At 73.4% G+C, this 15,747-nt stretch carries 17 protein-coding genes; 12 read left to right on the top strand and 5 right to left on the bottom strand.

Translation table 11 applies throughout. From position 1 onward, the window contains the following. Window positions 1-26 precede the first annotated feature (26 nt). The gene (locus ACIBCA_RS20660) at window positions 27-1,394 is read right to left on the bottom strand and encodes a tetratricopeptide repeat protein (RefSeq protein ID WP_396284381.1); all 1,368 of its coding nucleotides are present in this window, start codon (window positions 1,392-1,394) and stop codon (window positions 27-29) included. 230 nt (window positions 1,395-1,624) lie between these two features. Here ACIBCA_RS20660 and ACIBCA_RS20655 point away from each other — a divergent pair, with 230 nt between their 5' ends. The 4 genes from ACIBCA_RS20655 (at window position 1,625) to ACIBCA_RS20640 (ending at window position 4,555) form a co-directional block, all read left to right on the top strand. Continuing rightward, the gene (locus ACIBCA_RS20655) at window positions 1,625-2,164 is read left to right on the top strand and encodes an ATP-binding protein (protein ID WP_396284380.1); all 540 of its coding nucleotides are present in this window, start codon (window positions 1,625-1,627) and stop codon (window positions 2,162-2,164) included. A gap of 558 nt (window positions 2,165-2,722) precedes the next feature. After that, window positions 2,723-2,875: a hypothetical protein gene (locus ACIBCA_RS20650; protein ID WP_158845688.1), complete on the top strand. Its 153-nt coding sequence runs from the start codon at window positions 2,723-2,725 to the stop codon at window positions 2,873-2,875. Between the two features lie 9 nt (window positions 2,876-2,884). After that, a complete protein-coding gene (locus ACIBCA_RS20645) occupies window positions 2,885-3,979 on the top strand; it encodes a protein-L-isoaspartate O-methyltransferase (RefSeq protein WP_396284379.1) in 1,095 nt (364 codons plus the stop codon). A 108-nt stretch (window positions 3,980-4,087) separates the two neighbouring features. Further along, window positions 4,088-4,555 (top strand): NUDIX domain-containing protein, encoded by a 468-nt coding sequence (locus ACIBCA_RS20640; RefSeq protein WP_396284378.1) that lies wholly within the window; start codon window positions 4,088-4,090, stop codon window positions 4,553-4,555. Window positions 4,556-4,780: 225 nt separating this feature from the next. Here ACIBCA_RS20640 and ACIBCA_RS20635 read toward each other — a convergent pair whose 3' ends face one another. Next, window positions 4,781-5,296, bottom strand: coding sequence for a DUF6879 family protein (locus ACIBCA_RS20635; RefSeq protein ID WP_396284377.1), 516 nt, complete (start codon window positions 5,294-5,296; stop codon window positions 4,781-4,783). Window positions 5,297-5,393: 97 nt separating this feature from the next. Here ACIBCA_RS20635 and ACIBCA_RS20630 point away from each other — a divergent pair, with 97 nt between their 5' ends. The 4 genes from ACIBCA_RS20630 (at window position 5,394) to ACIBCA_RS20615 (ending at window position 9,471) form a co-directional block, all read left to right on the top strand. After that, window positions 5,394-6,359: a serine/threonine dehydratase gene (locus ACIBCA_RS20630; protein WP_396284376.1), complete on the top strand. Its 966-nt coding sequence runs from the start codon at window positions 5,394-5,396 to the stop codon at window positions 6,357-6,359. 308 nt (window positions 6,360-6,667) lie between these two features. Further along, window positions 6,668-7,810 carry a Fic family protein gene (locus tag ACIBCA_RS20625; RefSeq protein ID WP_396284375.1) on the top strand — a complete coding sequence of 381 codons (1,143 nt, stop codon included), beginning with the start codon at window positions 6,668-6,670 and terminating at the stop codon, window positions 7,808-7,810. A 187-nt stretch (window positions 7,811-7,997) separates the two neighbouring features. Next, window positions 7,998-8,438: a helix-turn-helix domain-containing protein gene (locus tag ACIBCA_RS20620; RefSeq protein ID WP_396284374.1), complete on the top strand. Its 441-nt coding sequence runs from the start codon at window positions 7,998-8,000 to the stop codon at window positions 8,436-8,438. Window positions 8,439-8,625: 187 nt separating this feature from the next. Further along, complete coding sequence (locus ACIBCA_RS20615) at window positions 8,626-9,471, top strand: hypothetical protein (RefSeq protein ID WP_396284373.1); 846 nt, start codon at window positions 8,626-8,628, stop codon at window positions 9,469-9,471. A 289-nt stretch (window positions 9,472-9,760) separates the two neighbouring features. Here ACIBCA_RS20615 and ACIBCA_RS20610 read toward each other — a convergent pair whose 3' ends face one another. After that, window positions 9,761-10,951, bottom strand: a complete 1,191-nt coding sequence (locus tag ACIBCA_RS20610; protein WP_396284372.1) for a UDP-N-acetylglucosamine--N-acetylmuramyl-(pentapeptide) pyrophosphoryl-undecaprenol N-acetylglucosamine transferase — start codon at window positions 10,949-10,951, stop codon at window positions 9,761-9,763. Window positions 10,952-11,069: 118 nt separating this feature from the next. Here ACIBCA_RS20610 and ACIBCA_RS20605 point away from each other — a divergent pair, with 118 nt between their 5' ends. Both ACIBCA_RS20605 and ACIBCA_RS20600 read left to right on the top strand, forming a co-directional pair. Further along, a complete protein-coding gene (locus tag ACIBCA_RS20605) occupies window positions 11,070-11,300 on the top strand; it encodes a hypothetical protein (protein WP_396284371.1) in 231 nt (76 codons plus the stop codon). Between the two features lie 163 nt (window positions 11,301-11,463). Beyond that, complete coding sequence (locus ACIBCA_RS20600) at window positions 11,464-12,177, top strand: hypothetical protein (RefSeq protein ID WP_396284370.1); 714 nt, start codon at window positions 11,464-11,466, stop codon at window positions 12,175-12,177. 96 nt (window positions 12,178-12,273) lie between these two features. On the opposite strand, the gene ACIBCA_RS20595 is transcribed toward ACIBCA_RS20600, so the two are convergent. Together ACIBCA_RS20595 and ACIBCA_RS20590 are read right to left on the bottom strand one after the other, a co-directional pair. Next, entirely contained in the window at window positions 12,274-13,662 is a 1,389-nt protein-coding gene (locus ACIBCA_RS20595; RefSeq protein ID WP_396284369.1) for a DHA2 family efflux MFS transporter permease subunit, read from the bottom strand. 4 nt (window positions 13,663-13,666) lie between these two features. Then, window positions 13,667-14,344, bottom strand: a complete 678-nt coding sequence (locus ACIBCA_RS20590) for an NADPH-dependent FMN reductase (protein WP_396284368.1) — start codon at window positions 14,342-14,344, stop codon at window positions 13,667-13,669. Window positions 14,345-14,458: 114 nt separating this feature from the next. On the opposite strand from ACIBCA_RS20590, the gene ACIBCA_RS20585 reads away from it, so the two are divergent. Next, on the top strand, window positions 14,459-15,130 hold the full coding sequence (locus ACIBCA_RS20585) for a TetR/AcrR family transcriptional regulator (RefSeq protein ID WP_396284367.1): 672 nt from the start codon (window positions 14,459-14,461) through the stop codon (window positions 15,128-15,130). 158 nt (window positions 15,131-15,288) lie between these two features. Then, the gene (locus tag ACIBCA_RS20580; protein ID WP_396284366.1) at window positions 15,289-15,729 is read left to right on the top strand and encodes a hypothetical protein; all 441 of its coding nucleotides are present in this window, start codon (window positions 15,289-15,291) and stop codon (window positions 15,727-15,729) included. Window positions 15,730-15,747: the final 18 nt, after the last annotated feature.

Below are 15,747 nucleotides of genomic sequence, written 5' to 3'. Positions count from 1 at the left end.
TCGTTCTCCCGGGCGCTGGTGGTGGGTCAGCCGGCGAGGGCTTTGCGGGCGCGTTCGGACAGGGCTCCGGCGCCGGGGACGCCGCGGGCCTGGTATCGGCGCATGGTGGTGCGCATCGCCTTGATGGATTCGGTGTTGCGGGCCGAGGAGACGCCGTCCATGAAGTCCAGTGCGGTGCCCCAGGTCGCCACGGCCTCGTCCATGAGGCCCTGTTTGTCGAGGGTGCCGGCGAGTTCGTCCATGGTGAGGGCGTGGATGCGGCGGAACCGGTGCGGGTCGCGGCCCACCAGGGCGTTGCGGCGGTGCTTCTCCGCGTTCTTGTGGTCGCCGAGTTCGGAGAGCGTCTTGCCGGTGTGGGAGCTGATCGTCGCGCCGGGCGGGCCGGCGGCCAGTGCGTAGTCGGCGACCGGGCCGTCGGCGCGGGTGAGGGCGTCCTCGGCGGACAGCAGGGCGGCTGCGGCCTTGTCCCCCTGGCGGGTGGCGCCGTAGGCACGGGCGCTGGTGATGAGGAGCAGGGCCCGGGTCTGCGCGTCCACGTGGCCGGCGGAGCGGCGCAGGGCCTCCTCGGCGAGGTCGACGCAGTGGCCGGGCTGTTTGAGGTTGAGGGCCTGGTGGGCGAGTGCGCGCAGCATCCAGGCGCCGTGGCCGTGGAAGTCGCTGACGCAGGCGAGCTGGTAGCCGAGGAGGTAGTAGCGCTGGGCCGCGCCTTCCTGGTTGAGGTCGTGGTGTTTCCAGGCGAGCAGGTAGGCGAGTTCGGCGACGGCGCCGTAGGCGTCCAGGCGCACCGCCTCGTCGTCGTAGCGGCCGCTGAGCATCGGGGCGGCGGCGTCGGTGAGGTAGAAGGTGGCGGCCGACAGGCCGTGGCCGCCGCCCAGTTGCTCGTCCGCCGCGCGGAACGCCTGGACGGTGTTGCGCACGGCGGCCACGTCGGCCCGGCCGACCCTGGCGCCGGGCCGGCGGGCGTGCAGTGCGCGGGCGACGGCCTCGTGGTCGTAGTTCAGCGGCAGGGCCAGGGCCCCTGAGACGTAGACGGCCCTGTGGAGCATGTCACGGCGGCTCACGTCCATGAGGGCCCTTCCCAGGTCGGTGGTGGCGGCGACCGGGTCGACCGCCAGCGTCGGCGACTGCTGTGGTTGTACGTCCCCGTACCCGATCTCGTCCAGTGTGACCAGCCGACCGACGGTCTTGCTCAATGCCTGGACCAGGTACTCGGCGCTGCGTCCCCTCGGCCGCCGCTGCCCACTGCACCACAGCGACACCGTCGCCTTGCCAGTGCGGACGTCCAGGTCGCCGTTGAGCGCGGCCTGTTCGCGGTGGGCGCGCGCCACGGCCTCGAGCTTCAGCCCGTGGCCGCTGATGAACCGCTGGAGCGCGGTGCCGGATGCCGCCGTCATGAGTTTCCACCCCGGTCTCGGCTGTTAACCCTGAAAACCACTTTCCGTGGCGAAGCCTGTACCGAGAGGCACTGGTGCGGTGTTGAACTGATCAGGCGCCCCGGTACGGCTCCCAACGTATCGCCGGTTCTCGGAATCGGCGGTCCTTTTGAGCTGATTGATGGTGAATCATCCACCTGTCGGGGACGCGTCGAGGAACTCTGCCAGGCCCCCGATCGAGTGAGGCTCCCATGGAACCGAGGTCACGAACCGTCACGACGAGGTTCCCCGCCGACCGGGCGAGCATCGGCTCCGTCCGCCGCTGGGCGCAGCGGGCGATACGGGAACTCGGCCTGGATGTGGGCGAGTTGGAAGGTCTCGTGGACGATGTGAGGCTCGTGCTGTCCGAGCTCGCCGCCAATGCGGTCGTTCACGGCTGCGGGGGCGCAGGGGCGGATGTGGTGCTGGGCGCGGCGCTGGGGCTCACCGAGGACGGTGCGCTGCGGGTGTGCGTCGGCGATCCCGGGGCCGGACGGCCTGTGTGCCGCGCTGCGGACGGGGAGGACGTCGGCGGGCGTGGGCTCGCGCTCGTCCTGGCCGTGGCGGACCGGTTCGGTGTCGACTCCCTTGCCGGGGGCGGGAAGTCGGTGTGGGCGGAGTTCGACCTGCCCGCACCAGCCCGTCCCGTGGCAGCGGGCCTGCGTGTCGCCGCGCGGGCGCAGCGGCGCCGGTCGGCGGTGTCGGCGCCGCGGGGAGGCCCGGCGGCGCTGGAGCGAATACCGGCGGCGTGACCCCGATCCCCGCAGCGCCCGCCCCGTGAGGGGCGGGTCGCGGGAGAGCACCGCGCCGCTGCTCCGACCGGCGCGGGGGCCCACCGCGGCACCGGACCGCGCCGCCCGGCGAGGGCGCCAGGTTCGGTGAACCCCGTTGGCCCGTTGGCGAATTGGGCCTCCGAAACGGGGCCCGGCCCCTCCCTTCAGGCCGGGCCCTCGCAACCGACCCTCCGAACGAGCAAGCACATCGGCACGGGTCACCGGAGCCCCGCCCCCGGCCGCCGGCCCTGGCAGGTGGCAGCGCCCGGGGCGGGCCCGCAACACCGAGCAGTCAGGCCACCAGCCGGTGGCCCGCCCACCTGTGTGAAGAGAGAGCAGTATGAGCACGCCGCAGCCCAAGCCGCCGACCCCGCCCGCGCCTCCGGGCCCGCCCGCGCCGCCCGGTCCCGGGCCGGGGATCCCCGTCACCGCCCGCGCCTGACAGCACACCGCCGAGTGGGCGGCGCCGCAGCAACTTGCCTGCGGCGGCGCCCGCTCGGGACCAGCGCCGAAGTCCGTTCACGGAAAGGGAATCCCATGGGAAAGCACGGCGGAGGATCGGGCAACGACGGCCCCGGCAAGGCCGGCGGCGGCAGCGGCGGGGGCCACTCCGGCAAGCCCGACACCGCGCCGCACGACGGCCAGCGCGACGCGCCGCCCACCGACCTGCCCAAGCCGTCCAAGCCGTAAGGGGGAAACATGAGTTGGGACAAGCTGACGGACGTGCTCCGGGAGTGCGGGGCGCTGTCGGCCGACTGGGAGGAGACCTTCCGCGCCACGGCGCGCGAGGTGTTCACCCCGGACCGGATCCTCCACGACGGCGAGTGGGTCGACCGCGCCGAACTCCCCCACCGGTGGGAGGAGTTGGTCACCTCCGACCTGGCCCTGGTCACACAGGTCTACGACGGCGGCGACACGCCGTCGTCGTCCAGCTCCATGCCCACCGTGGTCGCGCAGATGCTCCGCCACCTGGACGTGGCCGAGGGCATGAAGGTCCTGGAGGTGGGCACCGGCACCGGCTGGACGGCGGCCCTGCTCGCCCGCCGCGTCGGCGACGCGAACCTGACCACCGTCGAAGTCGACCCCCACCTCGCCGACCGGGCCCGCCACCGGCTGCACACCGCCGGCCTGCACCCCGCCGTCGTCACGGGCGACGGCACGCTGGGCCACCCCCAGGGCGCGCCCTTCGACCGGGTGCACTTCACCGCCGCGCTCCGGCACCTCCCCTGGACGATCGTCGAACAGACCCGGCCCGGCGGGATCGTCCTGGCCCCCTACGGCACCCCGTTCTGCAACGGCGCGCTGCTGCGGCTCACCGTCGCCCAGGACGGCCGCTCGGCCAGCGGCCCCTTCCTCGAGGACGTCTCGTTCATGTGGGTGCGCGACCAGCGCCCCGACAGCGGCGAGTTCGACATCGACGACATCCGCCGCAGCGCCTCCGCAACCGACCCCGCCGACCTGGCCGACCACACCCACGCCGCCTTCGCCGTCGGCCTGCGCCTGCCGGACCTGTACCGCCAGGACGTGTGGGCCGGATACGACCGCCACGGCACCGGACGCACCGAGATCTGGGACGGCACCTCCTACGCCCACTGCCGCTACGCCGACTGGGACGGACCGCACGCCGTCTCCCAGTCCGGGCCCCGCAGCCTGTGGGACGAACTGGAAACCGCCCACCGCTGGTGGCACGACCAGGGCCGCCCCGGCCTTGAGCGCCTCGGCCTCACCGTCACCCCCGAACGCCACACCGTGTGGCTGGACCACCCCGACAACCCCCTCCCGGGCCAGGGCTGACACCCCAGGCATAACGGTCCGCCGCCCGGCCCGCGCGGGCCGGGCGGCGGACGCAACTGCCCCGGGCGGGCGCCGGCACCACAGCCCCTCGGGAGAGTGAGAGAGACCATGAGCACCGACAGCACCAGCCCCGCACCCGCCCCGCCGGTGGTGGACGTCCACGTCATCGTGCGCGCCCCAGGGGGCGAGATCCTGCTGTCCCAGCGCGGCGGACCCTACGGCCACGGCCAGTGGCACGCCCCCAGCGGCAAGCTCGACCCCGGCGAGAAGCCCGCCGTCGGCGCGGCCCGCGAGCTGCACGAGGAGACCGGACTCGAAGTCGACCCGGAGCACCTGCACCTCGCCTACACCGTCCTGCACCACCAGAGCCCCACCACGCAGCGCCTCGGCCTGTTCTACGTCGCCACCGAGTGGAGCGGCGAGCCCGTCAACCGCGAACCGGACAAGTGCCTCGACCTGCGCTGGTTCGCCGAGCACGACCTGCCCGAGGACCTCATCCCCTACCCGGCCGCCGGCATCCACGGCGCCCTGACCGACCCCGGCGGCCTGGCGTTCCACGGCTGGCCGACACCCTGAAACGCCCCCCGGACGTCGGCAGCGGTCCGGCGCCCGGCCGGTGCGGCCGGGCGCCGAACCCGCGGCAGGGGCGGGCACCCGCCGACAGGCGGGTGGGGGGCGGACGGTGGGGAACGGCGGCGGACGTGCGCTGCAAGGCAATCAAGCGCGGATGTCCACACAGCCTCTCATGGCCTTCTGGGCGCTTTCGGAGGGGTGCGCGGGCATGGAGCTGGCTGGCCTTCGTCAGATTGCGTACAGGTGGTGCGGGATCGCGTGCTCCCAGACCGCTTCGAACGCCGTGGCGCACAGCTTCACGGTCTGCGGGTCCGCCGTGATCTCGTCCTCCATCACCGCGCCGTCCCCGGAGAAGTGGTGCACCCGAAGCAGCGCCCCGTCGAACAGCCAGAAGTCGTTCCCCGGCAGGGGGATGCCCGTGGCCCGTCGCCGTGGCAGCCAGCGGACGTCCTCGCCCGCCGTGACGTTGGCGTGGGTGACGTAGTGCTCCCACCGGATGTACTCGGACACGGGCTCGGAGACGATCCGGGCCCGCCGGACGGCCACGCCCCGCGCCACGGTGTCCGTGATCAACTGGTCGTAGGGATGCCACCAGGACTGCCGGTCCGCCCAGTCGATCCGCTCGCCGCGCCGCCACGCCTCGAACCGCTCGGTCGGGGCGTACGCGTCCCGCAGTTCCAGATGGACGGCGGAGCGCCAGCACTGCTCGAGCAGGTCAGCGAAGCTGGGCACGCTCGATGGCATCGCACGCCTCTCTGATCATGGGCACCATTCAGGCCGGAAGCCTGACGATGAACTCGCCCTCGGGTACCGATCCGCCGCCCCTGGGAGAATCCACCCTATGACCACCACCACCGACCCGTTCCCGACGTACGAAGACGTGAAGGCCGCCAAGGACCGCGTCCACGGCGTCATCCGCCCCGTCCCCGTGTTCGAGATCGACCGCGAGACCTTCGGCACCGCCCGCGTCTTCCTCGCCCTGGACTTCACGCAGTCCTCCGGGTCCTTCAAGGACCGGGGCGCGGCGAACTTCATCGGGGCGCACCTGGCGGCCGGGAGCATGCCCGGGGCCGGGGTGGTGATCGCCTCCGGGGGCAATGCCGGGCTGGCGTGTGCGTGGGCCGCGCAGCGTCACGGCATCCGGGCCACCGTGTTCGTGCCGGTCACCGCCCCGGCGGTGAAGGTCGCCAGGCTGCGCGCGTTCGGCGCGGACGTGCGCCAGGTCGGCGCCGAGTACGCCGAAGCCGCGGCCGCTGCGGCCGAGTTCGCCGCCGCGACGGGGGCTCTGGCCTCGCACGCGTACGACGACCCGTACATCGCCGCCGGTGCCGGGACCCTGCTCGGCGAGATCCACGCCCAGGTCCCCGGCCTGGACACCGTCGTCGTCGCGGTGGGCGGCGGCGGGCTGTTCGCCGGCACCGCCATGGCCGCCCACACGCTGGGGGTGCGGGTCGTCGCCGTCGAGCCGGAGAACTGCCGGGCGCTGAACGCCGCGATCGAGGCCGGTGAGGTCGTGGACGTCCCGGTGGACTCGGTCGCGGCGGACTCCCTGGGAGCCCGCCGCGTCAGCGAGACCGCCCTGCACTGGGCGCAGCGCGTCCGGGCCCGTTCCGTCCTCGTCACCGACGAGGCGATCCGCGCCGCCCGGCAACTGCTGTGGGACCAGCGCCACCTGGCCGTCGAGCACGCCGCCGCGACGGCGCTCGCCGCGCTGACCTCCGGTGCCTACGTTCCCGGGGAGGGCGAGCGTGTGGCCGTGGTGCTGTGCGGGGCGAACACCGACCCGTCGGACCTCGTCACCACCTGAGCTCGTCGATTCTTTTGTAGCGGTTCGTTGGGTTTGGCGCCCTTCTTGTGGTGGGCGGGCGGGGCGTACGCCTCGCCGGTGGCCAGGACTCTGTCCACCTCGTAGCGCGCGGTGGGCCGCTGGTTCTTCGAGCCGCGCGGCCGACCGGGGCCGGGGCGGGTGGGTTTCGGCGCTCGCGCTGGTAGGAGCGCCCGCCGCGGGTCTACGTGTCCCGGGTGCTGCGCGCGGACTGACGCGGAGGCCGCGGCGGGGCCTCGGCGGGGCCTCGGCGGCTGGATTGAATGATAGGAGATGGGTATCATTGACTCATGCTGTATCAGACACCCCGCCTTGAGCCTGTCGACCACCAGGTCCTGGAGCAGATCGACTCCATGCGCGAGCGGCTGCGGCACGCGGTCCAGCAGGCGCCGATGAAGTGGACGCTCGACCTGCGCAAGGCCCTCACGGCCAGTGCCATCGCGGCCTCGAACACCATCGAGGGCTACCGGGTCGACGCAAGGGACGTCGCCGACATCATGGACGGCGAGCGCGAGGTCGAGGCCAGCGACGAGAACAAGGCGGAGACCCTGGCCTACCAGCAGGCCATGACCTACATCCAGTCCCTCCACGACGCCGCCGACTTCCGCTACAGCAAGGAACTGCTCAACGCCCTGCACTGGATGCTCCAGGGCCACCACCACCCGCGCAGGACCGCCGGCCAATGGCGCAGAAAGGCCGTTCGGATCACGGCCCCCGGCGACGAGCTCGCCACGGACTACGAGGGACCGGACCACGAGCTGCTGCCCGCTCTGACGGGTGAGCTCGTCGACTGGCTCAACGAGGGCGACCTCGAGCACCACGTCCTCGTGCGGGCCGCGATGGCGCACCTCAACCTGGTGAAGATCCACCCCTGGTCGGACGGCAACGGCCGGATGTCCCGCTCCCTGCAGACCCTCCTGATCGCCCGGGGCGGAGTCCTCGCCCCCGAGTTCTCCTCGATCGAGGAGTGGCTGGGGATGCCCGGCAACACCTGGGAGTACTACAAGGTGCTGCGCGAGGTCGGCGGTCCCGTCTGGTCGCCCCAGCGGAACACCCTGCCCTGGATCAAGTTCAACCTCCTCGCCTACCACCAGCAGACGCAGCGGGTCCAGCGCCGCGTCGACCGGTCCAACGACTGCTGGACGCAGCTCGTCGAGGCGGCCGACCGGTACGGGATCACCGAACGCCAGACGACCGCACTGCACGAAGTGGCGATGGTGGGGCGGGTGCGCCGCTCGCGCTACGAGAAGGCCGAGGCGATCAACACCCAGCAGGCGACGAGGGACCTGCAGGCCCTGACCAAGGCGGAACTGCTGACAGCGGTGGGGCAGACGAAGGGCCGCCACTACGTCGCGGGCCCCCGGTTTCCGCAGGAGGTCCTGGAGACCGCCCGGCGGCACCACGCCATCGTCGACCCGTACACCGCCACGTAGCGGGCGATTGCGACCGGCACGAGGGCCGGCCCCGGAAGTCGCGGTGAGGCTGAGGCCGGTGACGGCGAAGGAGAAACGGCGCGCGCCGTTGCCCGGCGCCGCGTTGCGTTTCATGCGAGCCCCCGGCGGGGCGTCAGGCAGGATGTTCTGCCGTTCGGCCTCGGGCCGGCAGGCGTAGGCTGCCGCCATGACCGCCATCGGGGAGCTGATCAGGGAGCTTCGCCTGGGGCTGGGCTGGTCGCAACGCCGACTGGCGGCCCGACTCGAGGAGTTGACGGGAGAGTCCGTCACACGCGACGAGGTGTCCCGCTGGGAGAACGGCGGGCGTACGCCGGTCAAGTGGCTACCCAACCTGGCTACCGCCTTGCAGGTGACGCCGAACCCCCGGGAGGCGTTCGAAGCGGACCCCGGCCTGCTCGACCGCATCCCGCGCGCGATCTTCACCGAGGACGGCGGACTCGCCCCGGTGGTCGCCGAGTTGCGTCCATCGCTCCTGCTGTTGCTGGAGTCGGTGGAGGTGTCGCAGGAGTGGCGGGGCAAGGGCGTCGGGATGCGCCTGACCGTCGAGGCACTTCGCCGGTTCGCGGCCGACCACGTGACGGTCACCCTCGCGCACCGGGAGGAGTAACCCCCGAGCGCCACATTCTGCCCTGACTCCGAAGCGGGTGCGTGATCTGACGATCCGTCAATACGTCTGCAATGGAAGCGGCTTGTTTGTCAGGACGCTGTGGTACGTTCCGTGGACCAATAGAAAATAGGCGACCCCGGCGATGCGCCAACATCCCGGGGTCCGGCACCAGGAGTCCGAACTCCCAATGCGCGTTCATCGTAGCGCCCACGTGCGCGATTTCACCGTGCTGCCCAACTGCGTGCTGCAGTACCGGCGGCTGTCCTACACCGCCCGCGGCCTACTCGCCGACCTGCTCTCCCGCCCGGACGGGTGGCGCGAGGACGGGCGGCACATGGCCGACACCAGCCCGCAGGGGCGCGGCGCGATCCGCAAGGCGCTCAAGGAGCTGACCGAGGCCGGGTACTACCGGGTCGAGAAGGTCCGTCTGCCGGACGGCAGGATCGTCACCGAGACCCACGTCTACGACACCCCGCAACTCGGGCCGCCGAGTGTCACCCCTCCGGCCTCCGGTGGAGGGGCCACCGGGCGCGCTGTCGGCCAAGTAGTAAAGAACCGGCGGAAAGAACCCACCCTCCCCGCGCCCTCGGATCCCGAACTCAAGGCGGTAGAAACCCTGTTCCGGGTGATCCGGCCCGAGCCGCGCCTGCGCCTCGGCGAGGCCGAGGCACGGGAGTTGGCGCCCCTGGTCGCGCAGTGGCTGGCGCGCGGCAGCACGGCCGCCGACCTCGCCCACGCGCTGGTGCCGGGCCTGCCCGTGCCGATGCATTCGGCGGTGGCGGTGCTGCGCTACCGCCTGGAGCGCAAGATGCCCCCCGTCCCCGGCGCAGCGGTCGCAGCCCGGTACTCGGAGTGCGCCAAGTGCCACGATCCCGTGCCCCGGCCGGGCATCTGTCGCCCCTGCGCCGGCCTGACAGCCCGAACCCCCACGGCCGGCCAAGGCGTGGACGTGGCAGCCGAAGGTGCCGCGCGGGTCCGAACCGCCCTGCGCACGGCACTTACCGGCAGACGGCCCGCACACGCCGCCGCCTGAGACACGCTGCCGGTCCAGAGGGCACCAGCGGAACTGGCCTCCTCCTCCAGCAGGCACGTCGCCCTGCTCCATTACTGCCCGCACATCGCCCTGCTCCGTCAGCGCCGCGCGCCGCCCGGCCCGGCGGCGCGCGGCGAGGCCAGGGGCGGGCACCCGCCGGCAGGCGGGCGGGGGGGCGGACGGTGGGGAACGGCGGGAGAACTTCTCAACACACCTGATGACGCGCGGGTGTTCACCCGGCGGCGGGCGCCTCGCCCGGTGCCGTCCCGTACCTTCCGTGCCTGCGAGGCTAGTGCCCCACGGCCGACAGGAGGACGTCGACGAGGCGCTCGGCGGCGTCCGGGCGGCCGTGTTCGGCGGCCCGCTGGGCGATCCGCGTGCGGCGGGCCGGGTCGGTCAGGAGTGGGCCGATGGTCTGGCGCAGGGCGTCGGGGGTGGCGGGGCCGAGCAGGGCGAGTGCCGCGCCGGCGTCGGCGAGGTGGCGGGCGTTGTGTTCCTGTTCGCCGCCGGCGGAGGCCGCGAGGGGGATGAAGACGGCGGCTCGTCCCAGCGCGGTCAGTTCGGCGAGGGTTCCGGCGCCGCTGCGGGAGAGGACGACGTCGGCGAGGGCGAGCACGTCGGGTAGTTCGGGGCCGACGAAGCCGGTGGCGAGGTAGCGGGGGCGCAGGTGTTCGGGCAGCGCGGCGGCGCGCCGGCGCAGCCGTCCCTCGTGGCCGGGCCCGCACTGGTGGATGACGTTGGCGTGGCCGAGCAGCCAGGGCAGGACTTCGCTCACCAGCTCGTTGATCTGCTGGGAGCCCTGGGCGCCGCCGGTGACGTAGACCGTCGGGAGCGACCGGTCGAAGCCCCACAGGGAGAGGGCCGAGATCGCCTTCTCCCCGTGCCCGGTGAGCACTTCGGGGCGTACCGGGTTGCCCGTGACCACGGCTCTGGCGCGTACGGCCCTGGGCAGCAGGCGCAGCGTGGACTCGGAGGAGAGGGCGACGCGGGTGGCCATCCGGGCCAGTGCCCGGTTGCCGAGGCCGAGGCGGACGGTCTGCTCGTGCACGACGAGCGGGCGGTGGCACATCCGGGCGGCCATCCCCACCGGTACGGCGACGTAGCCGCCGGTGCCGAGGACCACGTCGGGTGCGAAGGCGGCGACTGCGGAGCGGGCCTGGGCCACGCCGAGGGGGACGCGGCCCATGTCGCGGACGTTGGCGGGCGAGACCATCCTGAGCGGGTTGGCGTGGCGGCGGATCTTGCCGGTGGCGACGGTGGTGAACGGGATGTTCTCGGCGGCGCTCACTCGTACCTCGAGGCCGGCGGTGGTGCCGATCCACAGGACGTCCAGGGCGCCTCCGGCCTGGGCCAGGCGGGTGCGCAGGGTGCGGATCGCGGTGAGGGCCGGATAGGTGTGGCCGCCCGTTCCCCCGCCGGTGACGATCAGCCGCAGGGGGCGGCCGAGGCGGGCGAGGAGGTCGCTGGGGTCTCGGTGCACCGCTGGAAGATACCAGTGCCGCCGGGGCGCTTCGGCCGCCGGTCTGACCGGCCGTCAAGGACGCCTGCGCGACGGCCCGGGCTCCCCCTGGCGGTGGTGGTGTTCGTAGGATCGGGGCATGTCCGACGAGTGGTCCTTCCCCGATGACCTGATCCTGCTCCAGCGGGAGTACAACGCCGCCAGGCGGACGATGTGGGCGGAGGCGATGGAGTCGCCCGAGCCCCGCCGTGCGCAGCTGGAGCTCGGGGAGCGCATCTCCGCGCATCCGTTCTGGGAGTCCGTGCCCGAGGAGCGGTGGCACCTGGCCAACCGGGCGCTCAAGCAGGCCAGTCTGCACCCGAGGGTCTGACGGGCCCGGCGGCCGGCGGCCCCGGCGGCGGGCGGCCGGGCCGGGTGGTGCCGGTACGACTTAATCCACTCGTCAGGTGGTTCCGGCGTATCGCTGCCCGTTTCGCGTGGCCGGCGCGCCTATAAAGGGGCCCGTCCTGTTGTCCGACTGATGGGCTCTCACCATGCTGCAGGCCGCTTCGCGGGTGCTCGCCGCCGTGTGTCTCGCCTCCGCCGTCTCCGCCGTCGCCGTCGCCCCGGCGGCCGCCGCCCCGGCCTCCTCCCCCGCGCCGCGGGCGGCTGCCGCGGACGAGCTGACCAGCCCCTGCGGGCCGGTCTCCGACTACCGCGCCTCGGACTGGTGGCGCACCACGACCGAGCCGCAGATCGCGCAGACGGTCGCGGAGACGGCGACGGCCGAGCGCTGGCGGTGGCGCAACGACGTCAACACGCTGTGGCGCGGCGACACCCGGGAGAACGTGGAGGACATCTTCCAATCCGGGTTCGTGCCCCGCGGCGAGCAGCTGATCCCGCTGGACCAGTACATCGTCAAGGGCGGCGGGCAGGACAGCGCCCACCTGAGCACCAGTTGCGCGATGTGGGTGGCGCAGAAGTTCGCGACGTACGGGGCCGCCAGGACGGGCTGGGTGTACGAGATCTACGCGCCCGGCGGCATCGACGTCAACGCCACCGCCCGCGTCAACGACTACCAGTCGCCCTACCTGTGGAACAAGGAGATCGACTTTCCCGGCGGGGTCGAGGGCCGCTACCTCAAGGGCGCCTGCAAGTACCGTCTGACCGCCACCGATCCGGACACGAAGGTCAGCACCTTCGAGAACCTCGGCTGCAAGTCCAACGCGGGCTTCGCGCCCTACAGGGCCCCGGCGGCCGCTGCCTGACGGGGCCCGCGCAGGCCGGCCGGCGGCCGGGTGGACGGCGGGGAGCGGCGGGGAGCGGCGGGGAGATTGCTCGACAGCCGCACTCCGTACGGGCGTTCACCCGCGCCGCCGCACCAGGGCCCAGGCCGGGAGCAGGGCCAGGGCCAGGGCGGCGGCGGCGAGGGTGTAGGCGGTGCGGAAGCCGGCGGGGGCGGTGCCGGCGGCGGCGAGGGTGGTGGAGGTCAGGGCGGTGCCGATCGAGGCGCAGAGCTGGGAGTTGATGCTCAGCGCGGTGGTGGCGGCGGCGAGTTCGTCCTGGGGCAGGTGGCGGGTGGCGGTGGTCATGGTCGGCATGAGCACCATGCCGGCGCCGGTGCCCATGACCATGGCGGCGGTGACGACCCGCCAGGCGGGCACGTCCGCCTGGCCGCTCTGCCAGGCGGTCAGGGCCATGCCGAGGGCGCCGAGGGCCACGCCGGGCGGGACGAGGCGGCGGGGGCCGATGGCGTCCAGGCGCCGTGAGGCGATCTGCATGGTCACCCCGACGGCGAGGCCGACGGGTGCGCCGAGCAGTCCGGCGGCCATGGCGCCCTGGCCGCGTACCTGCTGCCAGTACAGCGGGGCGAGCAGCATCGAGCCGAAGTAGCCGCAGGTGAACAGGGCCTGGGTGGCGGCGGCGGAGGCGAAGGTCCGGTCGCGCAACAGGCGCAGGTTGATGAGGGGGTGACGGATCGTCAGGGAGCGGCGGGTCCATGCGGCGATCAGGAGGGCGCCGGCGGCGGCGGGCGGCCAGGCGGGGTGCTCGCCGGCGAGGGCGTAGAGGAGCAGGGCCAGGCCGGGTGAGAGCATCAGCAGTCCGGGCAGGTCCAGTTTCGGCGCCTGCGAGGCCGGCTCCCTTGGTGCGTCGGGGAGCAGGAGGCGGCGGGCGAGGACGAGGGCGAGCAGTCCGACGGGCAGGTTGACCAGGAACATCCAGCGCCAGGAGACGGTGTCGAGCAGCCATCCGCCCAGGACCGGTCCGGCCACGGGGCCGACCAGGACGGGCAGTCCGAGCAGGGCCATGGCCCGCCCCAGGCCGGTGCGGTCGGCGGCGCGCATCACCATCGTCATGCCGACGGGCATCAGCAGGCCCCCGCCCAGGCCCTGCAGGGCGCGGAAGGCGATCAGGGCGCCGATGTCCCAGGCGCAGGCGGCCAGCAGCGAGCCGGCGGTGAAGAGGGCGAGGGCGAGCAGGTAGGTGCGTTTGGCGCCGAGGCGGGCCATCGCCCAGGCGGCGGTGGGGATCACGGCGGCCAGCGCGAGGGTGTAGGCGGTGGTGGCCCACTGGACGGTGGCGATGGGGGCGTGGAAGACCTCGGTGAGGCGGCGCAGGGCGACGTTGACGATCGTCGTGTCGAGGACGGAGAGCAGGGAGCCGGTGACGACGACGGCGACGGTGCGTGCGAGGGCGGAGCGCCGGGGCGGGGTGGCGGCGGGGGCTGGGGCGGCGGTGAGGTGGAGGGTCACGGGTTCACGCCCCGTAGGGGTGCCGGGTGCGGGCGGTGCGCAGGGCGCGGGCCCACCAGTGGAGTTGGCCGAGCATGCCCTTGGCGGCGCCTTCGCCGACGGCGCCGTCGCGGGGCCGGCCGTCGGGGCCGATGCCGGACCAGGGGCCGTGCAGGCTGACCGAGTCGCGCATGGTGACGGCGTGCAACTCGGCGAAGACCAGGCGCAGTTGCTCGACGGCGCGCAGGCCGCCGCCGAGGCCGCCGTAGGAGACGAAGCCGACGGGCTTGGCCTGCCACTGTTCGCGGTGCCAGTCGATGAGGTTCTTCAGGGCGGCGGGGAAGCTGTGGTTGTACTCGGGGGTGACGACGACGAAGGCGTCGGCGCGGGCGAGGCGGGGGGTGACGCCGGCCAGGGCGGCGGCGGCCCGCGGGGTGGGCGCTGCGCCCCAGTCGGGCATGGCCAGGGGCAGGTCGACGTCGGCGAGGTCGATGACGTCGAGGTCGAGGTCGGGGGCGTGGTTCGCGGCGCTCTGGAGGAACCAGTCGGTGACGGTGGGGGCGAGGCGTCCTTCGCGGACGCTGCCCACGATCACGGCGACGCGCAGCTTCCCGGCGGCGGCGGCGGTGGCGTCGGCGGTGGTGTCGGCGGTGGCAATGGCGGCGGCGGCAGTGGTGTCGGTGTCGGTGGTGGTGTCGGGCATGGCGGATTCCCCTCCTGTGGCGGCCGGCCGGTGGTCCCGGCCGCTCCTCCGGTAAAGTACAACGTGCGTTGTAAAAAGTGCAACGCTCGTTGTCATTCTTGAGAGGAGTCCACGGTGAGCAGCAGCAACGAGGCCGCCGCCGCACTGTCGCCGCGCGCGCTGGCGAAGCGGACGGCGATCGCGAGCGCCTCCTGCGCCGTCTTCGGCCGCGAGGGCTACGCGCGCGCCTCCGTCGACGCGCTGGCGGCGGCGGCGGGCGTGTCCACCCGCACGCTCTACAACCACTTCCCCGGCGGCAAGGCCGAGCTGTTCCGCGCGGTGGTGTCCTGGACCTCCGGCGAGGTGCGCGACGCCCAGATCGCCCGCCTCGACGCCCTGCTGGACGCCGGGCACCCGCCGGCGCCGCAGGACCTGGAGCGCGTCCTGGTCGCCCTGGCCCGGGCGTTCGTGGCGCTGATGGCCGAGCACCCGGACCACTTCGCGCTGGTGCGCCACATCCACGCCGAGGCCGACCACGTGCCCCAGGAGGTGCTGCAGGCGTGGCGCGAGGCCGGCCCGGGCCCGGTGGGGCGCGCGCTCGCCGAGGCGTTGGGCGCCCTGGCCGGTGCGGGGCTGCTCGACGTGCACGGGGACGCGGCGCTGGCGGCGGCGCACTTCATGGCGCTGACCTCGCACTCCATCGTGCAGCTGACGCACTACGGGGTGCTGGCGCTGCCCGAGGAGGAGACGCGGCGCCAGATCACCGGCGGCGTGGCGGCGTTCCTGCGCGCCTACCGGGCCGCCTGAGGGGCCGGGGGCCTGCCCCGCCACCGGGCCCGGGCGGCGCGTTTGACCCGCCCCGGCGGCGGGCGCAGATTGGTAACAGGGGCACCGCGCCTCTTCGACCGTGCCCCCTTTCGGCACAGGATCACCGCCACGCGGCGGCGACGGAAGGGAGCCCGGTCATGAACGTCCTGATCACCTGCCTGGGAACCGTCCAGGGCCCGCGCATGCTCGACGGGCGCACCGGCGACGGGTCGGTGGGCCTGGCCCCGCACTCCGGTGAGCCGTTCAGCGGAACGCGGTGGCAGATGAACGGCGGCCTTGAGGGCGTCGTCACCCTGGTCTGCCAGGGCGACGTCCCGGGCAACCGCTTCCTCGACGGGCGCACCGGCGACGGCACGGTGGGCCTGGCGCCCAACACCGACCCGCCGTTCACCGGCACGCGGTGGCTGGCCACCAGGCTCGGCGACGGCTCGACCACGTTCAAGTGCCTCGGCGAGGTCGAGGGCAACCGCTTCCTCGACGGGCGCACCGGCGACGGCACGGTGGGTCTGGCGCCCAGCACCGACCCGCCGTTCACCGGCACGCGGTGGAAGGTCGGGGTGCCCATCGACGACTCCTGACGGCCCTGACCTCCTGAC

The organism is Kitasatospora sp. NPDC051170 (genome assembly GCF_044455705.1).
Lineage (GTDB): Bacteria > Actinomycetota > Actinomycetes > Streptomycetales > Streptomycetaceae > Kitasatospora.
This window is presented reverse-complemented; position numbering and strand designations above follow the sequence as displayed.

Coding starts and splice junctions, on each gene's coding strand:
- ACIBCA_RS20660 (WP_396284381.1), bottom strand. CDS start 1,394: ATGACGGCGGCATCCGGCACCGCGCTCCAGCGGTTCATCAGCGGCCAC.
- ACIBCA_RS20655 (WP_396284380.1), top strand. CDS start 1,625: ATGGAACCGAGGTCACGAACCGTCACGACGAGGTTCCCCGCCGACCGG.
- ACIBCA_RS20650 (WP_158845688.1), top strand. CDS start 2,723: ATGGGAAAGCACGGCGGAGGATCGGGCAACGACGGCCCCGGCAAGGCC.
- ACIBCA_RS20645 (WP_396284379.1), top strand. CDS start 2,885: ATGAGTTGGGACAAGCTGACGGACGTGCTCCGGGAGTGCGGGGCGCTG.
- ACIBCA_RS20640 (WP_396284378.1), top strand. CDS start 4,088: ATGAGCACCGACAGCACCAGCCCCGCACCCGCCCCGCCGGTGGTGGAC.
- ACIBCA_RS20635 (WP_396284377.1), bottom strand. CDS start 5,296: ATGCCATCGAGCGTGCCCAGCTTCGCTGACCTGCTCGAGCAGTGCTGG.
- ACIBCA_RS20630 (WP_396284376.1), top strand. CDS start 5,394: ATGACCACCACCACCGACCCGTTCCCGACGTACGAAGACGTGAAGGCC.
- ACIBCA_RS20625 (WP_396284375.1), top strand. CDS start 6,668: ATGCTGTATCAGACACCCCGCCTTGAGCCTGTCGACCACCAGGTCCTG.
- ACIBCA_RS20620 (WP_396284374.1), top strand. CDS start 7,998: ATGACCGCCATCGGGGAGCTGATCAGGGAGCTTCGCCTGGGGCTGGGC.
- ACIBCA_RS20615 (WP_396284373.1), top strand. CDS start 8,626: ATGCGCGTTCATCGTAGCGCCCACGTGCGCGATTTCACCGTGCTGCCC.
- ACIBCA_RS20605 (WP_396284371.1), top strand. CDS start 11,070: ATGTCCGACGAGTGGTCCTTCCCCGATGACCTGATCCTGCTCCAGCGG.
- ACIBCA_RS20600 (WP_396284370.1), top strand. CDS start 11,464: ATGCTGCAGGCCGCTTCGCGGGTGCTCGCCGCCGTGTGTCTCGCCTCC.
- ACIBCA_RS20590 (WP_396284368.1), bottom strand. CDS start 14,344: ATGCCCGACACCACCACCGACACCGACACCACTGCCGCCGCCGCCATT.
- ACIBCA_RS20580 (WP_396284366.1), top strand. CDS start 15,289: ATGAACGTCCTGATCACCTGCCTGGGAACCGTCCAGGGCCCGCGCATG.